Here is a 25,208-nt window from a genome sequence, read left to right as displayed (position 1 = left end):
GCCATGAGTAACATCCAGACAGTGCCGCGTTCCCGGCGCAACACCGAACTGCTCCTGCTCGTGCTGGCCTTGATCGTCGGCATCGGAGCCAACATGCTGGTAGGGCTCGACCAGGACCGGGCCTTCGACAGCGACTTCTTCACCCAGGGCGGCACCCTGGTGGTGCTGGTCCTCGTGGTACACGTGGTCCTGCGCCTGCGCGCCAAATATGCCGACCCGGTAATACTTCCGATCGTGACCGCCCTGAACGGGGTGGGGCTGGCGATGATCCACCGGCTGGACATTGCCAACAACGACTCCGCCGCGGGGCGCCAGCTCCTGTGGACCGGCGTTGCCATCGCCGCCGTGGTCGCCGTCATCTGGCTGCTGCCCGACCACCGCGTCCTGCGCCGCTTCACCTACATATCGTTGATCACCAGCGCCATCCTGCTCATCCTTCCGCTGCTGCCGTTCATCGGAATGGAAATCAACGGCGCCCGGATTTGGGTGAGCTTGGGGTTCGCCACCTTCCAGCCGGGCGAAATCGCGAAGATCACCCTCGCTATATTCTTCGCCGGGTATTTATCGACGAACCGCGACCTCATCCTGCTCGCGGGCAAGAAGATCGGCCCGCTGCAGCTGCCCCGCTGGCAGGACATGGGGCCCATGGTGGTGGCCTGGCTGGTCAGCATCGGCGTCTTGGTCTTCCAGCGCGATTTGGGTTCCTCGATCCTGTTCTTTGGCCTGTTCATGGCCATGATCTATGTGGCCACCAGCCGCGTCAGCTGGGTCCTGATCGGCCTGCTCATGATCGCCGTGGGCGGCGTGGTGGCTTTCCGGCTGTTCCCGCACGTCACCGCACGTATCGACGGGTGGATCAACGCGTTCGACCCCGAGGTTTACAACCGGATCGGCGGCAGCCACCAGATCGTCCAGGGGCTGTTCGGCCTGGCCAGCGGCGCGCTCACCGGCACCGGGCTCGGGCAGGGCCGGCCGGACCTGGTGACCTACGCGAACAGCGACATGATCATCGCCGCACTCGGCGAGGAGTTGGGGCTCATCGGACTCAGCGCCATCGTGATGCTCTACATCCTCCTGGTCAGCCGCGGCATCCGGGCGGCGCTGGGCAGCCGGGACGCCTTCGGCAAGCTCCTGGCCACGGGACTCTCCTTCACCCTGGCGCTGCAGTGCTTCGTGGTGATCGGGGGCGTCACCCGCCTGATTCCGCTGACCGGCCTGACCACACCCTTCCTGGCTGCCGGCGGCTCTTCCCTCCTGGCCAACTGGCTGATCGTCGCCCTGCTGCTGCTGATTTCCGACGCCGCGCGCCGGCCTGCCCTGACCGGCCCGGCCGCCGGCCGGCGTCCGCCGGGTGACCGGCCGGCGCGACGCAACCAGACCGAAGCACGGAACACCGGATCCACGGAGGTGATCCAACCATGAACCAGGCCATCCGCAATACCTGGATCGTCGCCATCGCGATGTTCGCGCTGCTGTTTGGATCGCTCACGGTCGTGCAATTCTTCGAGGCCGAAAACCTCAATGCCAACCCGTGGAACAGCCGGACCATCTACAAAGACTTCGACAAGAACCGGGGCGCCATCCTGGTGGGAGGCGAGCCGATCGCCGAATCGGTTCCCTCGGACGACGAGTTCGCCTATCAGCGCGTCTACAACGAGCCCGCGCTGTACGCGCCGATCACCGGTTTCTACTCGTTGGTATACGGCTCCACCCAGATGGAGTCGGCGATGAACGATCAGCTCTCCGGTTCCGGCGACGAGTTTTTCTACGAACAGATCGTGCAGATGTTCTCCGGCGGCCAGGTCGAGGGCGCCTCGGTGGAGCTGACCTTGGACGCCGAGCTGCAGCAGTTGGCCTGGGACCTGATTCCCGACGGCGTGAAGGGCTCGATCGTGGTGATGGAACCGGACACCGGCAACATCCTCGCGATGGTCTCCAAGCCCAGCTTCGATCCGAATGACCTGGCGGGGCACAACACCGAAGAGGTCACGCAGAACATGGCCGAACTGGAGAAGGTGCCGGGCCTGTCTCCGTTCACCAACCCCGCCACCGAGAGCCTGTTGGCTCCGGGCTCCGTGTTCAAGCTCGCGGTGACGGCTGCGGCCTTGGAATCCGGCCAGTACGACGCCGACAGCAAGCTCGACAATCCTCCGACGCTGCCGCTTCCCGGCACCAACGTTGAGCTGCCGAACTACGTCAACGGCGGCTGTGCGGCGCGGACCACCGTCGGCTTCTCCTTTGCCCTGGAGCAATCCTGCAACACGCCCTTCGCACAGATCGCCATGGACCTGGGGGAAGACGCCATTGCGGAGCAGGCCGCCAAGTTCGGATTCGGCGAGTCCTACCAGATCCCCACCCACGTCACCGCGAGCCAGTTCCCGACCGGCATGAGCGATGACCTGCTCGCCCAGTCGGCCATCGGCCAGTACGACGTCCGCGTGACCCCCCTGCAGGTGGCCATGATGACCAGTGCGATCGCCAACGACGGCGTCCTGATGAAGCCGAACCTCGTGCGCACCGTGCGCGCGCCCGACCTGCGCGTCATGGACAGCCCCGAACCCCAGGAACTGCAACGTTCCCTTTCCGCAGACAACGCCCGGCTGATTCAGGACTGGATGGTCAATGTGGTCAGCAGGGGCATCGGCGGCGGGGCCGCCATTCCGGGCGTCGAGGTGGCCGGCAAGACCGGCACGGCAGAACTGCTGGCCGGCGAAGCAGGCAACAACTCGTGGTTCACCGGATTCGCACCGGCGGATGACCCCCAGGCCGTCGTATCCGTCGTCTTCGAGGACGTCGATGTAACGACCGGTTCTTCACTCTCAAGTCCAAGTGCTCGGCAACTCCTAGAGGCGGTGTTAAATAAGTGAGACCTACCTCGGGTATCACCTTAGGCGGCAGGTACCAGCTCACTGAACGTATCGCCATCGGCGGCATGGGTGAGGTCTGGAAGGCGCAGGACCAGGTCCTCGGCCGCATCGTCGCCATCAAGGTCCTCAAAGAGGAGTACACGGGCGACCCGGGCTTCCTCAACCGCTTCCGCGCAGAGGCCCGGCACACCGCGCTGCTGAACCACACCGGTATTGCCAATGTCTTTGATTACGGCGAAGAGGCCGGATCCGCCTACCTCGTGATGGAACTCGTGCCCGGGCATCCGCTCTCGGCCATCATCGAGCGCGAGCGCGTGCTCTCGCCCGACCGGACGCTGTCCATCATCACCCAGACCGCCAAGGCTCTGGCCGTCGCCCATGCCCAGGGCCTGGTGCATCGCGACGTCAAGCCCGGAAACCTGCTGATCACGCCCGAGGGCCGGGTCAAGATCACCGACTTCGGCATTGCGCGGCTGGCCGACCAGGTCCCGCTGACCGCGACCGGGCAGGTCATGGGCACCGCCCAGTATCTGGCGCCGGAGCAGGCGACGGGACAGACTGCCACCGGACAGAGCGACATCTATTCGCTCGGCGTCATCGGCTACGAGTGCCTTTCCGGTTCCCGGCCGTTCTCCGGTGAATCGCAGATTGCCATTGCCTTGGCCCAGGTCAACGACACTCCCCCGCCGCTGCCCGAGTCCCTGCCCCGGCCGGTACGCGCTCTGCTGATGTCCATGCTGGCCAAGGACCCGGCCGACCGGCCGGCCAACGCGGAAAAGCTCGCCGAGGCGGCCGACGCCATCCGTGCCGGCAATATCCGTGCCGCCGAGGCAGCTGTCCCAGGGATGTTGCTGTTCGGTGGGGACGACAGCACCGGTTTGATGACTGCTCCGGTCCCCGCCCCCGGAACCGCTCCGACCCGCGCCGTCAGCGCCGGGACCTCCCAGCTGCCCGCCGTCGGCGGTGCAGCAGCCGCAGCGGGCCTCGGCGCCGAACGGGACTGGACCGATCAGGATCTGGACAGCGATGAGCCTGAAGAAGCCCCGCGCCGCCAGCAGAAAAAACGCAGTCCCTGGACCTGGCCGTTGGTCGGTTTGATCCTGTTGGTTCTGTTCGCAGTGGCCGGTGCGATCCTGCTGCCCATGCTGACCCCCACCGGCGGTACAGAGTCGTCGTCGTCCGCATCGAGCTCGACCACCAAGCCGGCGACGAAGACCACCTCCGCCACGCCAACCGAAGAAGAGACCGAGGAACCGAGCGAAACGGCAACGCCGGAGACCAACCAGCTGACGGCGAATGCATTTTTAGGCCGGCCCTTCAGCGACGTCCGGGCCGAGCTCGAAAACATGGGCTACCAGGTGGTTCCCGACCCGGTGGAAAGCGGCGAAGCCGAGAATACCGTCATCGACATCGCACCGACCGGCGCCGTCGTCGTTGGCGAAGCGATCACCGTCACCTACTCCACCGGCCCCGGGACTGTCACCATTCCCAACGGTCTGGCCGGGCAGTCCGAGCAGCGGGTCCGCGAGGCCCTGATCGGACTGAACCTGGTTCCGCAGAAATCCGGCGCGCAGCCGAGCGATGAAGAGGCCGGCACCGTGCTCAGCCTGTCTCCCGACGGCGGTGACGTTCCGGTCGGGTCCACCGTCAGCTACGTTGTCTCCAGCGGGCCTGAAGAAGAGGAAACTCCGGCGCCGCCGACAGAGACGGGCTCGCCGGATGCCAAGGGCCTGCCGACCTCCGCTCCCGACACGCGCGGCGGTAAGCCGTGACCGGATCCTGGTCGGTCTGATGGAAGGACGACAACCAGTGGACTCGCCGCACATCCTGGCTGGCCGCTACGAGGTGGGGGAACTCATCGGACGCGGCGGGATGGCCGATGTGCTGCTGGGCCGTGACATCCGCCTGGGCCGCTCGGTGGCGGTCAAGCAGCTGCGGACCGACCTGGCCCGCGACCCGATGCTGCAGTCCCGGTTCCGGCGCGAAGCCCAAGCGGTGGCCGGACTGAACCACCCGGCAATCGTTGCCGTGTACGACACGGGGGACATGGATCTTCCCGGCGCGGCGGAGCACGACGTCAAGGTCCCGTTCATCGTGATGGAGTACGTCCGGGGCCGGACGCTGCGTGAATTCATCAAGGGCCGCGAGCTGAGCATCGAGGACTCGGTCCGCTACGCCCTCGGCGTCCTGGCCGCGCTCGAATACAGCCACCGCTCGGGCATTGTGCACCGCGACATCAAGCCGGCCAACGTCATGGTCACGCACGAGGGCAGCGTGAAGGTGATGGACTTCGGCATCGCACGTGCGCTGGCCGATTCGGCCGCGACGATGACGCAGACCCAGGCGGTCCTGGGGACCGCACAGTACCTTTCCCCGGAGCAGGCCCGGGGTGAAGCCGTGGACGCGCGCAGCGACTTGTACTCGGCCGCCTGCCTGCTCTACGAAATGCTTGCCGGCCGTCCCCCCTTCATCGGTGACAGCCCGGTGTCCGTGGCCTACCAGCACGTCCGCGAGCTCCCCGAACCGGCCAGCCGCTTCAATCCTGACGTCACTCCTGCCTTGGATTCCGTGCTGGAACATGCGCTGCAAAAAGACAAGGCGGACCGGTTCCAGACGGCCGCCGCATTCGCGGACGCGCTGCGTGCGGCCCTGGGCGGGACGCCGCACCAGGCGGCCGGGCCGGCGACGGAAGCGTTTCCCGCACTGGCTCCCGCCACAGAACTGATCACCCAGCCGGCCCACGTCGTGGCAGGGGAAACATCGGAACTGTCCCACACCGCCTACTCGCCTGAAGACGACGCCGGGCCGGAAACGGCCTCCTACGACCGCGGGCAGCTTCCCACGGCTTTGGCCGTGGGCAGTGAACACGACATCGAACCCGAGCGCCGGGCCAAGCGCCGTGCATGGATCGTCACGCTGATCATTGCCTTGCTGCTGGTCCTGGTCGGCGGGGGCTACTACGTCTACAACATGCTGGTGCAGAACGCCGTCCCGGATACGGTTGCGGTTCCGGCTGTGGCGGGGATGGACCAAAACGCCGCCACCAACGCCATCTGGGCAGCTGACCTGCAGCCACGGGTCGAACAGGAGTTCAGCGACGACGTCGAGGCGGGCATGGCAACCCGAACCGATCCGGACGTCGGAGAACAGCTGGAACCGGGCAGCCAGGTCGTTGTCTACATCTCCGAGGGCAGCGAATTTGCCACCATTCCCAAGGACCTGGCCGGCCGCACCGAAGCGGAGGTCCGGGACAAGCTCCGGAACCTGAGCCTGGAACCGGGGGAAAACGTCCCGGCGAACAGCGCCACCATGCCGCGCGGGAATGTGGTGACCACCAAGCCCGCTCCGGGCGAGAAGGTCAAGACCGGTTCCACGGTGGACCTGGTCATCTCGAACGGCATGGTGCGCGTTCCGGCCCTGATGAACAAAACGGTCGAAGAAGCCGGCACGATGCTTGAAGACGCGGCCGTTGCCTTGCCCTACCGGGTACAAGAGGTCGACAACGAGGTGGTCGCACCCGGCACCGTCGTCGGCCAGAGCGTTAAAGCGGGAACGGACGTCGAACAGGGGACCGAGATCGTCCTGACCGTTGCGGTTGCACCGCCGCCGCCCGAGCCCTCCGAGACGGCTGCGCCGGAGGAGGATGAGGGCTCCGACAGAGGAAACAACTCCGGCAACGGGAACGGCCGCGGCAACGGGAACGGCCGGGGCAACGGGAACAGCAACGACTGACAGCATCCGGGGCAGCCGGTCCCCCGACCGGCCCGCCTTGGATGGTCCCGCCTTCGGGGTCGTCCCGCTTCGGAGGGTTCCCGCGTTCCGGACGGACCGGCCCGCCTTCGGGTGCAGTCCCGCGTTCCGGAGCGGTTCAGTGGGTGATGAGCGGGCTGAGCGTGGCGGCGCGTTCGGCCGTTCCCTCCGCACCGAGCGACTCCAGCCAGTTACCGAGCATCAGGTAGCCGCCTTCGGTCAGCACCGATTCTGGATGGAACTGCACGCCCCACAGCGGCGCGCTCCGATGGGCCAGGCCCATCACGACTCCGCTGTCCGTCTCCGCGGTGATTTCGAGTTCGGCCGGGATGGTGCTGCGCACGGCCGCCAGCGAGTGGTAGCGGGTGGCCGTGAACGGGTTCGGCACGCCCAGGAAGGCGTTCTGGTCGCCGTGAGTCACGTGCGAGGTCTTCCCGTGCATCAATTCGGGGGCATGGGTGACGGTGGCGCCGTAGGCCTCGGCCAGCGCCTGGTGGCCCAGGCACACGCCGAACATCGGCTTTGCTTCCCGGCCGCACCAGCGGATTAGCTCGATGCAGATGCCCGCCTCGGACGGCGTTCCCGGGCCGGGGGAGACCAAGACCCCGTCGCGGACTCCGGCCAGTTCAACAGCTTCCTCGAGGGTGACGTCGTCGTTGCGCACCACGGTCGTTTCCGCGCCGAGTTCCTGCAGGTAGCCGACCAGGGTGTAGACGAAGCTGTCATAGTTGTCGATGACGAGGATGCGCGGAGTCTTGCTCATGTGACGGTCGTACCAATCGTGGAATGGTTCCGGAACGGGGGGACTGCGGGGGCCGGTCGGCACCCCGTCGGGGGAACGGGAGCCAAGGCGGCAACAGCAGCACTCACACTATGATCGGTCCCGCGCGGTGATCCCGGCAAATGCGCGGCGGCGAACGTCACAGACATTGGCTAGACTAAACAGCTAGACGGTCGGCGGCGGCGGACTCGCGTGAAGCTCGCGGCCCCGGCCAGCCAGTGCCAACCACCCCTTGATGCCCCGGAGGATCTGTGCCCGAGTCGAAGCGCCGCAAGAGGACCGAACGGCGTCCCGAGGAATTGACCGCCAAGGGCAATAAGCCCAACCCCGTGTGGTTTAAACCGGTCATGTTCGGCCTCATGATCATCGGCCTGCTGTGGATCATCGTTTTCTACATCACGCAGGGAGCGTGGCCGCTGCCGGCAGCAGGGTCCTGGAACATCATGATCGGGTTCGGCATCGCCATCGCGGGCTTCCTGATGACGACCAGGTGGCGCTCGTAGGCAGTCATGCTGGTCGATAACGGCATCTACGTCGACGGCGTCCGTGCCGCCACGCCCGAAACCCTGGAGCAGACGTTCAGCGAGCTGCACCGGTACTCGGGCATGGCGTGGATAGGCCTCTACCGGCCGAGCGAGACGGAGCTGGCCTCTGTGGCAGCGGAGTTTGACCTGCACCACCTGGCCGTGGAGGACGCCTTGCGCGGCCACCAGCGCGCCAAGCTGGAACAATACGGCCGCACGCTGTTCACCGTCCTCCGGCCCGCGCGCTACATCGACGAGACCGAGAAGGTGGAGTTCGGCGAACTGCACGTCTTCATGGGGCGGGACTTCCTGATCACCGTCAGGCACGCGGAGTCGCCGGATCTGGCGCACGTGCGGCAACGGATGGAGGCCGTGCCCGACCTGCTGGCGACGGGGCCGCAGGCGGCACTTTACGCGGTTTTGGACCAGGTCGTCGACGAGTACGAACCCGTGGTGCTCGGCTTGGAGAACGACATCGACGAGATCGAGGACCAGCTCTTCGGCGGCGATCCCGACGTTTCCCGACGGATCTACGAGCTGCTGCGCGAAGTCATCGAGTTCCAGCGGGCCCTGCACCCGTTGGAGGGGATGATCGCTGTCCTCGAACGAGGCACCAAAGACCCTGACCTGGACCTTGAGGTGGCCCGCGGCCTGCGCGACGTCGAAGACCATGTGATCCGGCTGAACGAGCGCGTCGACGCCTTCCGTGCCGTCCTGCAGAACGCCCTGAGCCTGAGCTCCACCTTGCAGGCCCAGAAACTCACCGAAACCAGTGTTACCCAGAACGAACAGGTCAAGCGCATCTCGTCCTGGGCGGCCATACTCTTCGCCCCGACGTTAGTGGCGTCCGTCTACGGGATGAACTTCACGGTGATGCCGGAACTGGACTGGGCGTTCGGCTACCCGATGTCGCTGGTCCTGATGTTCCTGACGGCCCTCGGGCTTTACTGGTTCTTCAGGCGCAACCGATGGCTCTAAGGCCCGCCTGGCCGGGGGCAGATGCGCCGGGAGCCCGCTCCCGGCGATACGGGAACGGGCCCCCGCCAGGGCGGCTGCCGGGTACGCTCAGCCGGCGTCTGCGGCGGCCATCACGGCAGCGGTAACGGCCGGGGCGACCCGGGCGTCCAGCGGGCTGGGGATGATGTAATCGGCCGCGAGGTCTTCCCCGACAATTCCCGCGATTGCCTCGGCCGCGGCAACCTTCATGGTCGAGGTGATGCGGCGGGCACCCGCGTCCAGTGCGCCGCGGAAGATGCCCGGGAAAGCCAGGACATTGTTGATCTGGTTGGGGAAATCGCTGCGGCCGGTGGCCACAACCTTCGCGAACTTCGCGGCGGTCTCCGGGTGTACTTCCGGATCCGGGTTGGACAGCGCGAAGATGATGGCGTCGTCCGACATCTTCTCCAAGGTCTCTTCCGGGATCGTGCCGGAAGAGACCCCGATCAGCACGTCGGCCCCGTCGAGTGCCTGCGCGCTGCCGCCGGTGACTCCGCGCGGGTTGGTGCGGGCAGCGTAGGCCGCCTTCACCTCGGTCAAATCGCCGCGGTCGCTGTGGATGATGCCGCGCGAATCGAGCAGGGTAACGTCGGCAACGCCGGCCGCCAGCAGGATTTCGGCGACGGCGATGCCGGCCGCGCCCGCACCGGAAATGACCACCTTGAGCGACGCCAGCTCGCGGTTGACCACCCGGGCGGCATTGGTCAGCGCCGCAAGGGCTACGACGGCGGTGCCGTGCTGGTCGTCGTGCATGACAGGCATGTCCAGGGCCTCGATGAGGCGGGCTTCGAGCTCGAAGCAGCGTGGCGCCGAAATATCTTCAAGGTTGACGGCGCCGAAGCTCGACCGCAGCCGCACCAGGGTCTCAATGATCTCGTCGACGTCGGTGGTCTCGAGTACCAGCGGGATGGAGTCCAGTCCGGCAAACTGCTTGAAGAGGGCAGCCTTCCCCTCCATCACCGGCAGTGAGGCAGCCGCACCGATGTTGCCCAACCCCAGCACCGCGGTGCCGTCGGAGACCACTGCCACCAGGCGCGAGGCCCACGTGTACTTCCCGGCCATTTCCGGGTCGGCGTTGATGGCACGGCTGACTTGGGCCACACCCGGTGTGTAGGCGATGGAGAGATCGCGCTTGGTCTCCAACGGTGCGGTGAGGCCAATCTGCAGCTTGCCGCCCTCATGGGCGCTGAAGATCTCCTCGCGGGTGAGGTCGATTCGTGTGGAGTTGCCGGTTTCGGTAGTCACGTAGTGTCCTTCTGTTGTTCCTTCCCTTCACGGGAGGGCGCATGGATGGCCCGGCCTGCGGCAGGCCGACAGGAAGCAGATCCTCCGAGAGGCCGCGGCTGGCCGTTCACAAGGCATGGGGCGCGGCGCATTCGATCCGACTATCGCCTGGGTCCGGGACGGCCGCGTGGCCCCGTGGCTGGTCGAGCGAGGGGACCGGATTTCAAGGCTACCTGACGGCCGGTTCGCAGGGTCTGCATATGTCTTCGGGCGGCCGATTGTTTCGCTTTTTCCACCGTAGTGCTTGGCTGATTGCAGGGGCTGCAGACTAGTTGTCCACGTTTTCACAGTTGTAGACCGAAGTTATCCACAGGCGTGCATAACTTTGGGGATTACTTCCCTCCATCCCTTCTCTTCGCCTCCAGCGCGTTATCCACAGCTGTGGAATTACATGTGTGTAACTTATCCTCACTGTGTATAACTCCTGTGGATAACATCGTTTCACCGAAGCGAGAGGCTCGGAATTTTCCACAGCTCACCCACAGGATGGGGAAAGCGCGCGGTTGCACAGCGCTCAGGCCGGGGAGTCGGAGGGAGGGAGCGAGGGTGCCCCGCAGGCACAGCGGAAGCCCACATCCACCCCCCCAGGCGGGGACTGCCCGGGGATTGCCAGTCCGGAAACGGGGACCACACAGAAAAGGCGGGCAGGAAGCGCGTCCGCGAGGACACTGTTCCTGCCCGCCTTGGCGGAAGCCGGCCTGGGTTACGTCAGCGCCCTCAGGGCCGTGACCGCCACCAGCACCAGGAGTATGGCGGCCAGCCCCGTGAACTGGACAACGCTTCGGTTCTTTCCCCTCGGCGCGTAGGCCAGCACCACGGCGGACAAGGCACCAACCAGCAGTCCGCCCAAGTGCGCCTGCCAGGCAATGCCGGAGACCACGAAGCCGAGCACCGCGTTGATGCCGATCAGCACCAACAGCGATCTGACCTCGCCGCCGCGTTGCCGCTGCACGATGAACAGTGCGCCGAACAGGCCGAAGATGGCGCCGGAGGCGCCGACCACGGGGATGTTGGGGGCGGAGAGCAGGAGTACGCCGACCGAGCCGCCGAAGCCGGACAGCAGGTACAGCGCAAGGAACCTCAGCCGCCCCAACAAGGGCTCCAGGTGCCGGCCCAGGATCCACAAGGCGTAGAGGTTGAAGGCAATGTGCAGGAGGAAATTCGGCGAATGCAGGAAAGCCGAGGTGATCATCCGCCACGGTTCCGGCGCGTAGAACGGGTTGGGAAGGGTGTAGACCGGCGCGTACAAGAATTTTTCGGTGAAGCCGGGAAGGACCCACTGCAGCAGATAGGCAACGGCGCAGATGCCGATCAGCGTCAGCGTGACCATCGGACGGCCGACCGCGGCCGCCCCGCCATAGACGGTCCGGACAGTCGGCATGCTGCGCGCCGCTTCGTTGACGCAGTCGACGCACTGGACGCCGACCGACGCCGTGCGCTGGCATTCCGGGCAGGCCGGGCGTCCGCACCGTTGGCAGCGCACGTAGGAGACGCGGTCGGGATGCCGCGGGCAGACGGGGACGTCGGTCTGCGGCGGTTCGGCCGGCATTCCGTAGGACATGGAGGCGCTCCTGCTGGGAAAAGGTCCCCGCCCGGGTTCCGGGCGGGGACATTAGGCAACTTAGAGCTGCTCGACCGTGATGTTCTTGATGACCACGTCTTCCAGCGGCTTGTCCCGCTGGTCGGTAGCCACCGCGTTGAGGGAATCGACGACGGCGCGCGAAGCTTCGTCCGTGACGTCGCCGAAGATCGTGTGCTTGCCCTGCAGCCAGGTGGTGGGGACGGTGGTGATGAAGAACTGCGAGCCGTTGGTGCCGCGGCCGCCCTGGATGCCGGCGTTGGCCATGGCCAGCTTGTAGGGCTCGTTGAAGTTCAGGTCGGGGTTGATTTCGTCGTCGAACTGGTAGCCCGGGCCGCCGATGCCCTGGCCCAGCGGGTCGCCGCCCTGGAGCATGAAATCCTTGATGATGCGGTGGAAGATGACGCCGTCGTAGAGCGGGGCGTTGGTCTCTTCGCCGGTCTGCGGATGCTTCCAGGTGATCTCGCCGGTGGCCAGCCCGATGAAATTCTTAACGGTTTTCGGGGCGTGGTTGCCGAACAGGTTCACCACGATGTCGCCGTGGTTGGTGTGGATAGTGGCTTTAGCTGTAGCGATAGCAGTCATGGCACCATTCTTCCACGGCGATTCCCGACGGTTCCCGCCAGCGGCGGGTTCCGCGATGAGTGAAAATGCCGCGCGTTTCCTCGCCGGCGTAGCCGTCCGCAAGTGCAGGAAGTAGGCTGATGAACGACCGTCACCATTTCCGGGAGGTAGTAGTGAAGAAGACCAAACGAATAGCGCACGACTCAGAAGGCAATGTTTTTGTCCTCGTGGGAACAGCAAAGGACTGGGCCTCTCCCAAGATGGCAGCCGCGCGGAACTGGGCCGTCCCGCGGATCGAAAAGGGCATTGAGACCGCTTCACCGCGCATTCAGGGGGGACTGCAGAAGGCCGCCAAGGATCTTTCCCACTCCGTAGTGACTGTGACGCCGAGAATTCAGGAGGGACTGGACAGCCTGGCGCCGAAGATTTCCCACGCTGTGGATGAGGCGGCTCCGCGCATCCAGGAGACCCTGGACCGGGCGGCCCCCGCCATCACACACGCCCGGGACAAAGTGGTCGACGAGTACATCCCGACCGTTTCCGCACGGCTCGCCGCAACCGCGGACCAGGTTGCCAAGACGCTGGACAAGACTGCGCTGCCCGTTTCGGTGCAGGCCGCCGTCGTCAAGGCCGGAGGATCCAAGCGGGCCCTCAAGAAGGCCCAGAAGGCAGCCGCCGGGCACGCCAGGAAGGCGGCCAAGGAGCTGAAAAACCAGCAGAAGTCCGGCGGCGGCAAGGGTTGGCTGATCGTGGGCATTCTGGCCGCGGCAGTGACGGCGGGAGTGGCCGCATGGCGCGCTGCCCGGCCGGTCGAAGATCCGTGGAAGACGCCCGTCCAGCCGACGGCTGCGACTCCGGCGGGTCAAACCTCCACGACCCCCGCTGCGTCGACCTCCACCTCGCCCTCGACAGGTACCGCCTCGACAGGTACCGCCGCGGCTGCCGAGACCGCGACAGCCAAGCACGCTGCGGCCCCGGCCACCTCGGACGCCGCAACGGGAACACCCGTCGCCGATAAGGGTTCCGAGGCCGCAGCAGCCACGGCCAAGACGACCGGCAACGGCCCCACCCGCTCCGCGCGGGCGGCCGGCCAGAAGGCTGCCGAAGCTGCCGACGCTGCCGCCGAGAAGGACACTAAGAAGTAGTTTTCCTTCAGCACACTCTGTAATGGGAGCTCCCCGATGGGGAGCTCCCATTCTTCTTTCCCGGCCCATCCCCTTCACGACCGGCTTCCCGGCCTCCCGGCAAACCTGCTGGTAGATTTCATGCCGTGAGAAGTGCTGCGCCCAGCGTGTCGATCGTCATCCCGGCCTTCAATGAAGAGTCGGTCATCCGCCAATGCATCTACGCCGCGGTGTGTCAGTCCGTGCCGCCGTGGGAGATCATCGTCGTGGACAACAAATCGACCGACGGGACAGCCGACCTGGTCCGCGCGATGCAGGACGAATACCCCGATGTCCCGCTGATCCTGCTTCAGCAGGATGCGGAGCAAGGCCTGATCCCCACGCGCAACTTCGGTCTGGACCATGCCACCGGCGAAGTCTTGGGCAGGATCGACGCGGATTCCGTCCTGGAGCCCGACTGGGTCGAGCGCGTGCAAGCGGCTTTCGCCGATCCGGAAGTGATGGCGTGCACCGGTCCGGTGCTGTACTACGACATGCCGCTGCGGCGCTTCGGTCTCCAGGCCGACGACCGCCTGCGCCGCTTCGTCCTGAAACTGGCCAAGAAGCAATACCACTTCCTCTTCGGATCCAACATGGCCATCCGCCGCGGAGCCTGGGAGATTATCCGCAACGAGGTCTGCCGTGATGAGGCGGACGAGATGCACGAGGACATCGATATCTCCGTGCATCTGGCCGACCACGCGCTCAGGATCCAGTACGTGCCGGAAATGATCAGCGGTATGTCGGCCCGGCGGTTGGAGGATTCGCCCAAGGACTACCGGTACTACGTCACGCGCTTCGACCGGACGTACAACGTCCACAAGATCGACCGCCGCATGGCGCGGGTGCCGATGCTGATTTTCATGAGCGTCTACTACCCCGCGAAGCTGCTGCGCCGGGTCCACCAGGCCCGGACGCAGGTCCGCGTGACGCGCGGCGGGCTGTAGCCGCTAGTCCGTCCCGGGACCGCTGGCTTCCGGCACCGGGTTGCGTCCCTGCACCTTCGACCTGTTCTGGGAGAGCACGACGGCGGCCAGGCCCGCCAGGATCAGTGCCAGCCCCGCGTAGGTGCCCCACGGAAGGGTCTCGCCGAGGAACACGGCCGCCAGGGCAGCGGCTCCGGGGATTTCCAGCAGGATGATCATTGAAACCACCAGCGGACTCAAGACAGCCAGCAGATGGTTCAGCACCGAGTGACCCAGCAACTGGGCCACCACGGTCACGGCCAGGATCCCGGCCCAGGCTTGGGGCGGGAACCCTGTGAGCGGCTGTCCGAAAGCCAGCGCCATAGCCAGCAGGATGAGTGCGCACAATCCGTAACAGATGGTGGTGTACGGCCCGGTCGACAGCTGGCGCCGCACCCGGCCGCCGGCCATCGTGTACACCCCGGCCATGGCCCCGCCGACCAGGCCGAGCAGGTCGCCCAGCAGTGCCTCGCTGGAGAGCCGCAGATCGAACCCGGAGATCACCAATACGCCGGCGAACGCGAGCCCGACACCGCACAGGATCAGCCGGGACGCCTTAATGCCGCGCAGCCGGTTGAACAGGACGATCCACGCCGACTGCAGGCAGACCAAAGCAGTCGCCGCCGCCACCGAGGTCAGCTGCAACGCGGTGATGAAACAGGCGAAGTGGAGCGCCAACGCGACGGCCGCCACCGCGCTGAAGCCGATGTCCGACGTCGTCAGCTTCCGGAACTCCTGGCGCCGGCCGATCGCCGAGGGTACTCCCATCACGACGGCGCCGATGATGTTCCGCCAGAATGCGATGGCCAGGGCGGGGGCGGCAGTGGCAGCCATGATGGGCCCGGACGCGGAGATGCCGAGCACAGCCAGCGTGGCCAGGAAGATGATCACACCTTCAGCCTAGGGGTGAACCCGGCCAACCCCCATCCCGCCGCGGACGCAGCGGGGGACCGGACGCAGCGAAGCCCCGATCCGCAGATCGGGGCCTCACAGTTCCGCTGGAGGCAAACGGATGGCAAGGTGTGGCAGGCATCTACCGTCAAAGCGGTGCTGGAGTCAGTCACGCTGCGGCGCGCCCTTCAGGAACAGGGACTGCCACTGGTCTAGCAGACAGGCGCATGCGATGCTTCACGCCATGGGAGTGACGATGAGATTCCTCTGCCGGGCGGCTGTCCTCGTGCCCGTGGCGCTGGCGACAACTGCGTGCACTTCAACGGGTCCGTCAGTGAATACTGCTGAGCCTTCAACAGCGGGGGCTACATGTTCAACCCCCTCACGGATACTGAACGGTGCCAACGGAACTACCGAAGTTGAGGGTTCCTCTGAAGAGGGAATAACGCTGTACGGTCAGGTTCAATCCGAACGGTTCTTTCAGGCTTCTGAAGTTGAAAAGAAGATTGTCTGGCGCATTGGCGGTCTGGGTGAGCCTGCTGTGAAGGTGACCCGTCCCGGCGGCAGCGAATCAAGTCTGGCGTGGGGGCCGGAACACCACTCATCCAGCAACTACGACCGCCCAGGGGACGAATATGGGTCCGGCTTGGTATTCGATGAACCAGGATGCTGGAACATCAGGTTTACCAACGAAAGTGGAACGGCAAATGTCTGGTTTCAGATAGGCGCTTGAACCACTAGCGGGTCTAGTTCCGCCTGCTCGGCAAACGGCGTAGAGAAGGAACGAGGGCTCTCAGCCCTGAAAGTCTGGACGTAGCCCACCTCGGTCACGCTGCGGCGTGCCATCAATGCATTGGGCGCACCAGACCAAACACAATTCACTACCAATTCGCTGCCGTATATCTATCAATGCAACCGGTCCACCGGGCCACTTTTAAGGTAAGAACAGAGAGAACACTCGCCGTCGAACACGGCGCTGACCTTCAATTATACAGAAAGAAGACCCGAACCTTTACGATTCGGGTCTTCCTTTTTCCGGTGGAGGCAAGGGGACTCGAACCCCTAACCCCCTGCTTGCAAAGCAGGTGCGCTACCAATTGCGCCATGCCCCCGGAGGGTCCGGTCGGCGGGACCGGATGATGCCAGAGTCACTCGACCTTGTCGGTCGCGCGGCTCCAAGCGGATTTCTCCGCTTCGGATTCCTGCCACTTCTTGTACACGAAGACACCCGCGGCCGCGGCTGCCATCAGCAGCAACTTCTTCACGGTGTCCTCCCGACATCGGTGGGATCAGTCATCCGTGGGCGTACCAGGACTTGAACCTGGGACCTCTTCGTTATCAGCGAAGCGCTCTAACCGCCTGAGCTATACGCCCCCTGCCCTTGCGGGCCGAGATACGACTTTACAGTACGCCGGGCCGGAACTTCAAATCCGCTCAGTCGTCCGTCAGCGTGACCCCGATGCCGCCGACCAGCGTCGCCGAGATGTTGTAAAGCACCGCGGACAGCATGGCCAGCGCGGTCAGCAAGACCACGTTCACGACGGCGATGATGGTGGCGAAGGACGCGACCTGTCCCAGCGAGGCGTAGGACCGCAGGTCGAATCCGCCGCCCTCGGTGCCCGCGACTTCCGTCAGCAGCCCGTTGACCCGGTCAAAGATGCCCGTGATGTCCAGCGTGGTCCAGAGGACGATGGAGGCCACCACGGTGACGATGCCGAGGGCAACGGAGAGCAGGAAGGCCATCTTCAGCACCGACCATGGGTCGACCTTGCTGACCAGCAGGCGGGCGCGGCGGACCTTGGCCTTCGGAGCCGGGCGCACGAGTCCCGGACGGGCGGGTTGGCCGGCCGGGCGCTGTGCGCCGGTGGCCGGACGCTGCCCGCCGTTCGCCGGGCGTGCCGGCGTGCCGCCGCTGCGAGTGGTAGCCCGGGGCGCGTTGGCCGGCTGCGGGCGCGTGCCCGGCCGTGGCGTTTTAGGTGTACTCACTCGTTACCTCCGTTTTCCGGCGCCGGCGTTTCGGCTGCGGACTGCGTCATGTCTGCGTTCAACGGTACTTCATCGGTTGCCTGCTGCGCAGATTCGGCGTCGGTTGTGCCGCCGGTTTCGGGACCTTGGGGCACCTCCGGCGTGTCGGTGTCTTCCTCGTCGGCGGCCAGGCCTCGTTCGGAGTTCCTGGCGACGGCGATGATGCGGTCCTTCTTATCCGGCTTGGCGAAGATGACGCCCATGGTGTCGCGGCCCCTGACGGGGACACCGGCGACGGAGGAGCGGACCACCTTGCCGCTTTCCATCACCACCAGCACCTCGTCTTCTTCCTGCACGATGAGTGCGCCGACCAGGTGCCCGCGTTCTTCCTGGTACTTGCCGACCTTGATGCCCAGGCCGCCGCGGCCCTGGACCCGGTATTCGCCGGCCTTGGTCCGCTTGGCGTAGCCGCCGGCGGTCACGATGAAGACGTAGGAGTCCTCGCGCAGTACGCCGGCCACCAGCAGTTCGTCGTCCTCGCGGAACTTCATGCCGGTCACACCGGAGGTGGCCCGTCCCATCGGCCGCAGTGCCTCGTCCGTCGCGGTGAACCGCAGGGACTGGCCGCGCCGGGACACCAGCATCATGTCGTCGGTCTCGGCGACCAGCCGTGCCGAAACGAGCTCGTCGCCGTCGCGCAGGTTGATCGCGATGACGCCGGCGGAACGGTTCGTGTCGTAGTCCTCCAGCCGGGTCTTCTTGATCAGGCCGCGTTTGGTGGCCAGCACCAGGTAGGGGGCCTGTTGGTAGTCCTTCAGGTCCATGACCTGGGCAATGTGCTCGTCCGGCTGGAAGGCCAGCAGGTTCGCCACGTGCTGGCCCTTGGCGTCGCGGCCGCCTTCGGCCAGTTCGTACGTCTTGGCCCGGTACACCCGACCCAGGTTGGTGAAGAACAGCAGCCAGTGGTGCGTCGTGGTGACGAAGAAGTGCTCGACCACGTCGTCGCCGCGGAGCTGGGCGCCGCGTACTCCCTTGCCGCCTCGCTGCTGCGACCGGTAGTTGTCGCTGCGGGTGCGCTTGACGTACCCGCCGCGGGTAATGGTGACCACCATCTCCTCTTCGGGGATGAGGTCTTCCATGCTCATGTCCCCGCCGTAGCCCATCATGATCTGGGTCCGGCGGTCGTCACCGTACTTGCCGGTGATCTCGGCGAGTTCCTCGCTGACGATGCTGCGCTGTGCTTCTTCGGACGCGAGGATGCGGTTGAACTCCTGGATCATCCGCTCGAGTTCGGCGTGGCGATCCTGGATCTTCTGCCGTTCCAGCGCGGCCAGCCGGCGCAACTGCATATTCAGGATGGCCGAGGCCTGGTCCGTATCGATGTCCAGCAACTGCATCAGGCCGTCGCGGGCTTCTTCCGTGGTGGACGAGGCGCGGATCAGGGCGATGACTTCATCGAGCGCGTCCAGGGCCTTGAGCAGGCCGCGCAGGATATGCGCTTCTTCCTCGGCCTTGCGCAGCCTGAAGCGGGTGCGCCGGACGATGACTTCCAGCTGGTGGGTAACCCAGTGGCGGATAAAGGCGTCGAGGGTCAGGGTGCGGGGCACCCCGTCGACAATCGCGAGCATATTCGCCGCGAAGTTCTCCTGCAGCGAGGTGTGCTTGTAGAGGTTGTTCAGCACCACCTTGGCCACGGCGTCGCGCTTGAGCACGATCACCAGGCGCTGGCCCGTGCGGCCGGAGGTCTCGTCGCGCAGGTCGGCGATGCCGGCGACCCTGCCTTCCTTGGCCAGCTCGGCGATCTTCATGGCCAGGTTGTCCGGGTTCGCCTGGTACGGAAGTTCCGTGACCACCAGGCACGTCCGGCCCTGGATTTCCTCGACGTTGACCACGGCGCGCATGGTGATGGAGCCGCGGCCGGTGCGGTAGGCGTCCTCGATGCCCTTATGGCCCAGGATCTGCGCGCCGGTGGGGAAGTCGGGCCCCTTGATCCGCTGGATCAGCGCTTCGAGGAGCTCTTCACGGCTGGCAGTGGGATTCTCCAGGTACCACTGGACGCCGTCGGCCACTTCACGCAGGTTATGCGGCGGGATGTTGGTGGCCATACCGACGGCGATGCCCGAGGAGCCGTTGACCAGCAGGTTCGGGAACCGGGCGGGCAGGACGGTCGGTTCCTGGTTCTTGCCGTCGTAGTTGTCCTGGAAATCGACGGTGTCCTCGTCGATGTCGCGGACCATTTCCAGCGCCAGCGGCGCCATCTTGGTTTCCGTGTACCGGGGGGCGGCCGCGCCGTCGTTGCCGGGCGAGCCGAAGTTGCCCTGCCCCAGCGCCAGCGGGTAGCGCATGGTCCAGTCCTGGATCAGGCGGACCAGGGCATCGTAGATGGCCATGTCGCCGTGCGGGTGGTACTGGCCCATGACCTCGCCCACCACGCGGGCGCACTTGTTGAAGGAACGCTCGGGGCGGTAGCCGCCGTCGAACATCGCGTACAGCACCCGCCGGTGCACCGGCTTGAGGCCGTCGCGGACGTCCGGCAGGGCGCGCCCGACGATGACCGCCATGGCATAGTCCAGGTAGGACCGCTGCATCTCGGTCTGGAGGTCGACCTGCTCCACCCGGTCGGTCAGGATTTCGCCCTCGATCGGCTCATCGCCGGTGCCTGCGGGCAGGTCGGGCGTCTCTTCGTCGCTCATCGTTTAAGTTTCCTTTGCGTCAAAACCTTGGTGCGGCCCGGTCAGCGGCCGGTGGCCGGCTGCGGCGGGGGCTAAATGTCGAGGAAGCGGACATCCTTGGCGTTCTGCTGGATGAAGGTGCGCCGGGATTCGACGTCTTCGCCCATCAGGATCGAGAAGGTCTGGTCCGCGGCGGCGGCATCCTCCATCGTCACCTGCAGCAGTGTCCGGTGGTCGGGGTCCATGGTGGTGTCCCACAGCTCCGTGTAGTCCATTTCACCGAGGCCCTTGTACCGCTGGATGCCGTTTTCCTTGGGCAACCGCTGGTTGTTCGCCAGGCCGCGGCGGACGGTCTCGTCCCGCTCACGGTCGCTGAAGACATAGTCGTGGGGGTGGTTGGACCATTTGATCCGGTAGAGCGGCGGCTGCGCCAGGTAGACGTAACCGTTCTCGATCAGCGGTCGCATGTAGCGGAACAGCAGGGTCAGGAGCAGCGTGGTGATGTGCTGGCCGTCCACATCGGCGTCGGCCATCAGCACGATCTTGTGGTACCGGGCCTTCTCCACGTCGAAGTCCTCGCCGATGCCGGCGCCGAACGCGGTGATCATGGCCTGGACCTCGGCGTTGCCCAGCGCGCGGTCCAGCCGGGCCCGCTCCACGTTCAGGATCTTGCCCCGCAGCGGCAGGATGGCCTGGGTCTCCGGGTTCCGGCCGCGGACGGCCGAACCGCCTGCGGAGTCGCCCTCCACGATGTAGATTTCCGACTTGGATGGATCGCGGGACGAGCAGTCCTTGAGTTTGCCCGGCATGCCGCCGGATTCGAGCAGCCCCTTGCGCCGGGTGGATTCGCGCGCTTTCCGGGCGGCCAGCCGGGCCTGCGAGGCCTGGATCGACTTGCGGATCACGTCGCGGGCCGGCCCGGGATTGCGCTCCAGCCAGTCGCCGAGTTCGTCCGTGACCACACGCTGCACAAAGCCCTTGGCCTCGGAGTTGCCCAGCTTGGTCTTGGTCTGGCCCTCGAACTGGGGCTCGCCCAGCTTCATGGAGATGACGGCGGTGAGGCCCTCGCGGATGTCGTCGCCGGTGAGGTTTTCTTCCTTCTCCTTGATCAGGTTCTTCTCGCGCGCGTAGCGGTTGATCAACGAGGTCATCGCGGCGCGGAAGCCTTCTTCGTGCGTGCCGCCTTCGTGCGTGTTGATGGTGTTCGCGTAGGTGTGGACGCTCTCCGAGTAGGAGGTGGTCCACTGCATCGCGACTTCCACCGAGAGCTTGCGCTCCGTGTCCTCGGTCTCGAACGCGATGACCTCGGGGTGGATGACCTCCACCTTCTTGGAGGAGTTCAAGTGCGTGACGTAGTCCAGCAGGCCGTTGTCGTACTTGTAGACCACCTGGCGGTGTTCGGCCGTGGTCTCGACCTCGGTGCCGGGCGTCGTGTCCAGGTCCACGTCCTCGGCGTCCGGTGCGTGGACTTCCGGACGGCGCTCATCGGTCAAAACGATTTTGAGGCCCTTATTCAAAAAGGCCATCTGCTGGAAGCGGGCGCGCAGCGTTTCGAAGTCGAACTCGGTTGATTCGAAAATCTCCGGGTCCGCCCAGAAGGTCTGCGAGGTCCCGGTCTCGGTGGTCTCCTCGCCGCGGCGCAGGTCGCCCACCGGGAGGCCGCCGTTGGCGAAGGACTGGTGCCACACGTAGCCCTGCCGGCGGATCTCGGTCTCCACCCGCGCGGACAGCGCGTTGACCACCGAGATGCCGACGCCGTGCAGGCCGCCGGAGACCGCGTAACCGCCGCCGCCGAACTTGCCGCCCGCGTGCAGGATGGTCATCACGACCTGGACGGTCGGTTTGCCCTCGGTCGGGTGCATGTCCACGGGAATGCCGCGGCCGTTGTCCACCACCCGGACGCCGCCATCGGCCAGCAGCGTGACGTTGATGGTGTCGCAGTAACCGGCCAGCGCTTCGTCGACCGAGTTGTCCACAACCTCGTACACGAGGTGGTGCAGCCCGCGCGGACCGGTGGAACCGATGTACATGCCCGGGCGCTTGCGGACGGCTTCCAGGCCTTCAAGGACGGTGATGTCGCTGGCGTCGTAGTGCTTGCCGTCGTTGCCCTCTGTCATTTGGGGTTCTGCGCCGGTGTTTTCCAGCTCATTGTCCTCTGCCACAGTTGCCGTTGACTCCTTGTGTTCCGTCCGGGGGACTCGTGTGTCGGCGCCCTTCCGGATAGAGGACGGGCGCCGCCTAGTCAATTCTACCGTGTCAGGGCGGTGAATCCTGCACGAACATGGCTCTATGCGGCACGGAAACCGGGTTTTGACGCCGCCGCCGGGTGCCCGATGGGACCGTGTATGTCCGCGGACGTCTCCAGCGTCCTACACGCCGTCTAAGCGAGCCGGTGCCGGCTGCTTCCGGCCGGCCTCCCGCGAGGGGCGAAATCAGCCGTAAGTGTCCCGCGGTCCGCGGCCGCTAACGGACCTCTTGCCCTTGCGCCAATTGGGCGCTGTCGGCGCCAGCACTTGGATTTTAGTGACGACGCCGGGGCCCAGCTTTTCGTCGAACCGCTTCAGCAGGGCACTGCTGAGCAATCGCAGCTGCGTGGCCCAAGCCGTTGAGTCGCAGCGGACCTGCACCGTGGTTTCCTCGAAGCTCTCCGGCCGGCAGTGGGCGGCGATGTCCGCGCCGACCAATTCATCCCACCGCGAAATGACCGATCCGACGGCCACCGGGGAGTTCCAGCCGCGTTCCGCGACAAACCGGTCGAACACGCGCCCCAAGCCCTGGGGGTCGCGGCCGAAGTCCTGCGGGCCGGCGGACGGCCGCGCCCCCCGGGATGCGCGGCGGCGGCTGTTGGCCCTCGTGCGCACGTCGCCGCGGGCCGCCGCTGCAAGGCGCACCCGGTTCAGGACGGCTTTCGCGGCGTCCAGGTCTTCGACAGCTCCTTCGTCACGGGACGGCTCCGCTCCCGCCGGCCCCGCGGGCGGGGGAGGCACCGCCGGATCGGGCAGGCCCGGCCGCCGTCCCGCCGGCTCTGCCGGCTCCTGCGGCCGGTCCCGGTCAGGCGGTTTCCTGGCCATTGGCCACGCCTCCCGGCACCACCATGAACTGTTCCCCCGCCAACGCGTCGGGGATGTCTTCGGCCACCGCGGCAGTGACGATCACCTGCTCCGCCCCGGCCACGATGCCCGCGAGCCTTGACCGACGCTGGTTGTCCAGTTCGGCGAAGACATCGTCCAGGATCAGGACGGGAGTCGCGCCGGGCGTAGCGTCGTCGTCGCAGAAGACGTAGTACGAGGCCAGCCGGAGGGCCAACGCCAGGGACCAGGTTTCGCCGTGCGAGGCGTAGCCCTTGGCCGGTGCTTGTCCCAGCAGCAGCTCCAACTCATCGCGGTGCGGCCCCACCAGCGAGATGCCCCGCTCCGTTTCCCGCTTGCGCTGCTGTTTGAAGGCGGCAAGGTAGAGTTCCGCCAGTTCGGCCGTTCCCAGGCTTGCCAGCGGCGGAAGGCCCGCCCCGCCGTCGTTCTCCACCTCGCCGTCATCCGACAGCTGGCTGTGGATGGTGGAGCGGTAGACGGCGGCCGCATGTTTGGAGCCATCGGTGAGGGCGGCGTACGCCGCGTCCAGGTGCGGCTGCAGCAGGTCCACCAGTTCCAGCCGTGCCTTCAGCAGGGCGGCCCCGGCCTGTGCCATGTGCTGGTCCCACACCTCCAAGGTCGCTTCGTGGGCGGCGGTGAACCGTCCGCTGGCGCGCGCCGATTTGAGCAGGGCATTGCGCTGTTTGAGGACGCGTTCAAAATCGCTGCGGGTGGCCGCATGGTGCGGAACCAGGCCGGCCAGCAGCTCATCGAGGAAGCGGCGCCGGTTGGACGGGTCGCCTTTGACCAGCGCGAGGTCTTCGGGGGCGAAGAGCACCGTGCGCAGGTGCCCGAGAATTTCCCGCGCACGCACGGGGTTGGCTCGGTTGATCCGGGCCCTGTTGGCCCTGCCCGGAGTGATTTCCAGTTCCAGCGAGGTGCTGCGCCCGCCGCGGTCCACCCGTGCCCGCACCAGCGAACGCGGTTGGTCGAACCGGATGAGGGGTGCGTCATTGCTGACCCGGTGTGACGAGAGCGACGCGAGATAGCCGATGGCCTCGACAATGTTGGTCTTGCCGACCCCGTTGGCTCCGACAAACACCGTAATGCCGGGCTTCAGGGCGATGTCGAGCTGCGGGTAGGTGCGGAAATCGGTCAGGGACAGGTATTCAACAAACAATGCGTTACAGCTACTTCGACTCGTTGCGGGGGCCGGCCTGGTCTTGTGCGGGCTTTCTGACAGCGTGTCCGCCAAACTGGTTACGGAGGGCAGCCACCATTTTCATGGCGGGCGCGTCGTCTTGGCGCGACGCGAACCGTGCGAACAGGGCGGCGGTGATGGCCGGGGCCGGGACACCGTGTTCGATGGCCTCCTCGACAGTCCACCGGCCTTCACCGGAATCCTCGACGTAACCGCTGACCTGGCTCAACCCCGGATCCTCGTCGAGGGCCTTCACCATCAGGTCCAGCAGCCAGGACCGGACCACCGTCCCCTTTTGCCAGGCCCGGAAGGTGCCCGGAACATCCTTGATGATGTCCTTGGCTTCCAGCAGTTCGTACCCTTCGGCGTACGCCTGCATCAGCCCGTATTCGATCCCGTTGTGCACCATCTTGGCGTAGTGGCCGGCGCCGACGTCGCCCACGTGGGCGAAGCTTTCCTCCCGGGGGCCCTCCGGCCGCATGGCGTCGAAGACCGGCATCGCTGCCTGGACAAGGTCGGCGCTTCCGCCCGCCATCAGGCCATAACCGTTTGCCAGGCCCCAGACGCCGCCGGACACGCCGACATCAATGAAACCTATCCCGCCTTCGGCCAGGAGGGCTTCGTGCTTTTGGTCTTCGGTGAACTTCGAGTTGCCGCCGTCGATCACCAGGTCTCCGGCGGAGAGCTTGCCGGCCAGCTCTGTGATGACCGTGTCGGTGACCTCACCGGCGGGCACCATGACCCACACGGTGCGTGGAACCGGCAGGGCCCGGATCATTTCGTCAACGGTCGCGGTGTCACTGACCTCCGGGTTCCGGTCATAGCCGGTTACCTCGATGCCGCCGTCCCGGAGCCGCTGCCGCATGTTGAAACCCATCCGGCCCAAGCCGATCAGTCCGATGTGCATCCGAGTCACTCTTTCCTCTCGTCCATGGGTC

The 25,208-nt window shown here is 65.9% G+C and carries 21 protein-coding genes and 2 tRNA genes; 9 read left to right on the top strand and 14 right to left on the bottom strand.

Going from position 1 to position 25,208, the window contains the following annotated elements; translation table 11 throughout:
• The first annotated feature begins 3 nt into the window (after nt 1-3).
• Genes AC5RVZ_RS08970 through pknB form a run of 4 tightly spaced genes read left to right on the top strand, consistent with a single transcriptional unit; the run spans nt 4 to nt 6,599 of the window.
• On the top strand, nt 4-1,422 hold the full coding sequence (locus AC5RVZ_RS08970) for an FtsW/RodA/SpoVE family cell cycle protein (protein WP_494065385.1): 1,419 nt from the start codon (nt 4-6) through the stop codon (nt 1,420-1,422).
• Nucleotides 1,419-2,867 carry a peptidoglycan D,D-transpeptidase FtsI family protein gene (locus tag AC5RVZ_RS08965; RefSeq protein WP_494065384.1) on the top strand — a complete coding sequence of 483 codons (1,449 nt, stop codon included), beginning with the start codon at nt 1,419-1,421 and terminating at the stop codon, nt 2,865-2,867. The genes AC5RVZ_RS08970 and AC5RVZ_RS08965 overlap by 4 nt, the downstream gene beginning before the upstream one ends.
• Complete coding sequence (locus AC5RVZ_RS08960; RefSeq protein ID WP_494065383.1) at nt 2,864-4,639, top strand: protein kinase domain-containing protein; 1,776 nt, start codon at nt 2,864-2,866, stop codon at nt 4,637-4,639. The genes AC5RVZ_RS08965 and AC5RVZ_RS08960 overlap by 4 nt, the downstream gene beginning before the upstream one ends.
• A gap of 37 nt (nt 4,640-4,676) precedes the next feature.
• A complete protein-coding gene (gene pknB / locus AC5RVZ_RS08955; protein WP_494065382.1) occupies nt 4,677-6,599 on the top strand; it encodes a Stk1 family PASTA domain-containing Ser/Thr kinase in 1,923 nt (640 codons plus the stop codon).
• Between the two features lie 136 nt (nt 6,600-6,735).
• Here pknB and AC5RVZ_RS08950 read toward each other — a convergent pair whose 3' ends face one another.
• Nucleotides 6,736-7,380, bottom strand: a complete 645-nt coding sequence (locus AC5RVZ_RS08950) for an anthranilate synthase component II (RefSeq protein ID WP_494001214.1) — start codon at nt 7,378-7,380, stop codon at nt 6,736-6,738.
• Nucleotides 7,381-7,649: 269 nt separating this feature from the next.
• On the opposite strand from AC5RVZ_RS08950, the gene AC5RVZ_RS08945 reads away from it, so the two are divergent.
• Complete coding sequence (locus AC5RVZ_RS08945; protein WP_494001213.1) at nt 7,650-7,901, top strand: cell division protein CrgA; 252 nt, start codon at nt 7,650-7,652, stop codon at nt 7,899-7,901.
• Between the two features lie 6 nt (nt 7,902-7,907).
• Entirely contained in the window at nt 7,908-8,900 is a 993-nt protein-coding gene (locus AC5RVZ_RS08940; protein WP_494065381.1) for a magnesium and cobalt transport protein CorA, read from the top strand.
• Nucleotides 8,901-8,987: 87 nt separating this feature from the next.
• Here the strand turns inward: AC5RVZ_RS08940 and AC5RVZ_RS08935 are convergent, their stop codons facing one another.
• The 3 genes from AC5RVZ_RS08935 to AC5RVZ_RS08925 form a co-directional block, all read right to left on the bottom strand.
• Nucleotides 8,988-10,163: an NAD(P)-dependent malic enzyme gene (locus tag AC5RVZ_RS08935; RefSeq protein WP_494065380.1), complete on the bottom strand. Its 1,176-nt coding sequence runs from the start codon at nt 10,161-10,163 to the stop codon at nt 8,988-8,990.
• 742 nt (nt 10,164-10,905) lie between these two features.
• Nucleotides 10,906-11,763 carry a rhomboid family intramembrane serine protease gene (locus AC5RVZ_RS08930; RefSeq protein ID WP_494065379.1) on the bottom strand — a complete coding sequence of 286 codons (858 nt, stop codon included), beginning with the start codon at nt 11,761-11,763 and terminating at the stop codon, nt 10,906-10,908.
• A 60-nt stretch (nt 11,764-11,823) separates the two neighbouring features.
• Nucleotides 11,824-12,366, bottom strand: coding sequence for a peptidylprolyl isomerase (locus AC5RVZ_RS08925; protein WP_494001209.1), 543 nt, complete (start codon nt 12,364-12,366; stop codon nt 11,824-11,826).
• 359 nt (nt 12,367-12,725) lie between these two features.
• Here AC5RVZ_RS08925 and AC5RVZ_RS08920 point away from each other — a divergent pair, with 359 nt between their 5' ends.
• Nucleotides 12,726-13,490 (top strand): hypothetical protein, encoded by a 765-nt coding sequence (locus AC5RVZ_RS08920; RefSeq protein WP_494065378.1) that lies wholly within the window; start codon nt 12,726-12,728, stop codon nt 13,488-13,490.
• A gap of 125 nt (nt 13,491-13,615) precedes the next feature.
• Nucleotides 13,616-14,455 carry a glycosyltransferase family 2 protein gene (locus AC5RVZ_RS08915; RefSeq protein ID WP_494065377.1) on the top strand — a complete coding sequence of 280 codons (840 nt, stop codon included), beginning with the start codon at nt 13,616-13,618 and terminating at the stop codon, nt 14,453-14,455.
• A 3-nt stretch (nt 14,456-14,458) separates the two neighbouring features.
• On the opposite strand, the gene AC5RVZ_RS08910 is transcribed toward AC5RVZ_RS08915, so the two are convergent.
• Nucleotides 14,459-15,364: a DMT family transporter gene (locus AC5RVZ_RS08910; RefSeq protein ID WP_494065376.1), complete on the bottom strand. Its 906-nt coding sequence runs from the start codon at nt 15,362-15,364 to the stop codon at nt 14,459-14,461.
• A 334-nt stretch (nt 15,365-15,698) separates the two neighbouring features.
• On the opposite strand from AC5RVZ_RS08910, the gene AC5RVZ_RS08905 reads away from it, so the two are divergent.
• Nucleotides 15,699-16,097 (top strand): hypothetical protein, encoded by a 399-nt coding sequence (locus tag AC5RVZ_RS08905; protein ID WP_494065375.1) that lies wholly within the window; start codon nt 15,699-15,701, stop codon nt 16,095-16,097.
• 306 nt (nt 16,098-16,403) lie between these two features.
• Here AC5RVZ_RS08905 and AC5RVZ_RS08900 read toward each other — a convergent pair.
• The 9 genes from AC5RVZ_RS08900 to gnd all read right to left on the bottom strand — a co-directional run bounded on the left by AC5RVZ_RS08900 (nt 16,404) and on the right by gnd (nt 25,186).
• Nucleotides 16,404-16,476: transfer RNA gene (locus AC5RVZ_RS08900), tRNA-Ala, on the bottom strand.
• A gap of 36 nt (nt 16,477-16,512) precedes the next feature.
• Complete coding sequence (locus AC5RVZ_RS08895; protein WP_493978246.1) at nt 16,513-16,629, bottom strand: DLW-39 family protein; 117 nt, start codon at nt 16,627-16,629, stop codon at nt 16,513-16,515.
• Nucleotides 16,630-16,664: 35 nt separating this feature from the next.
• A tRNA-Ile gene (locus tag AC5RVZ_RS08890) sits at nt 16,665-16,738 on the bottom strand.
• Nucleotides 16,739-16,798: 60 nt separating this feature from the next.
• The gene (locus AC5RVZ_RS08885) at nt 16,799-17,350 is read right to left on the bottom strand and encodes a DUF3566 domain-containing protein (protein WP_494065374.1); all 552 of its coding nucleotides are present in this window, start codon (nt 17,348-17,350) and stop codon (nt 16,799-16,801) included.
• The gene (gyrA, locus tag AC5RVZ_RS08880) at nt 17,347-20,022 is read right to left on the bottom strand and encodes a DNA gyrase subunit A (protein WP_494065373.1); all 2,676 of its coding nucleotides are present in this window, start codon (nt 20,020-20,022) and stop codon (nt 17,347-17,349) included. Before gyrA ends, AC5RVZ_RS08885 begins: the two co-directional genes overlap by 4 nt.
• Before the next feature lie 71 nt (nt 20,023-20,093).
• On the bottom strand, nt 20,094-22,118 hold the full coding sequence (gene gyrB, locus AC5RVZ_RS08875) for a DNA topoisomerase (ATP-hydrolyzing) subunit B (protein WP_494013768.1): 2,025 nt from the start codon (nt 22,116-22,118) through the stop codon (nt 20,094-20,096).
• Between the two features lie 315 nt (nt 22,119-22,433).
• The gene (locus AC5RVZ_RS08870; protein WP_494065372.1) at nt 22,434-23,072 is read right to left on the bottom strand and encodes a DciA family protein; all 639 of its coding nucleotides are present in this window, start codon (nt 23,070-23,072) and stop codon (nt 22,434-22,436) included.
• Complete coding sequence (gene recF / locus AC5RVZ_RS08865) at nt 23,053-24,249, bottom strand: DNA replication/repair protein RecF (RefSeq protein WP_494065371.1); 1,197 nt, start codon at nt 24,247-24,249, stop codon at nt 23,053-23,055. The genes AC5RVZ_RS08870 and recF overlap by 20 nt, the downstream gene beginning before the upstream one ends.
• 10 nt (nt 24,250-24,259) lie before the next feature.
• The gene (gene gnd / locus AC5RVZ_RS08860) at nt 24,260-25,186 is read right to left on the bottom strand and encodes a phosphogluconate dehydrogenase (NAD(+)-dependent, decarboxylating) (RefSeq protein ID WP_494065370.1); all 927 of its coding nucleotides are present in this window, start codon (nt 25,184-25,186) and stop codon (nt 24,260-24,262) included.
• Between the last annotated feature and the right edge of the window lie 22 nt (nt 25,187-25,208).

The organism is Arthrobacter sp. Cza30 (genome assembly GCF_059090765.1).
The sequence above is the reverse complement of the archived record's forward strand: the minus strand, read 5'-3'. Positions and strand labels throughout refer to the sequence as shown.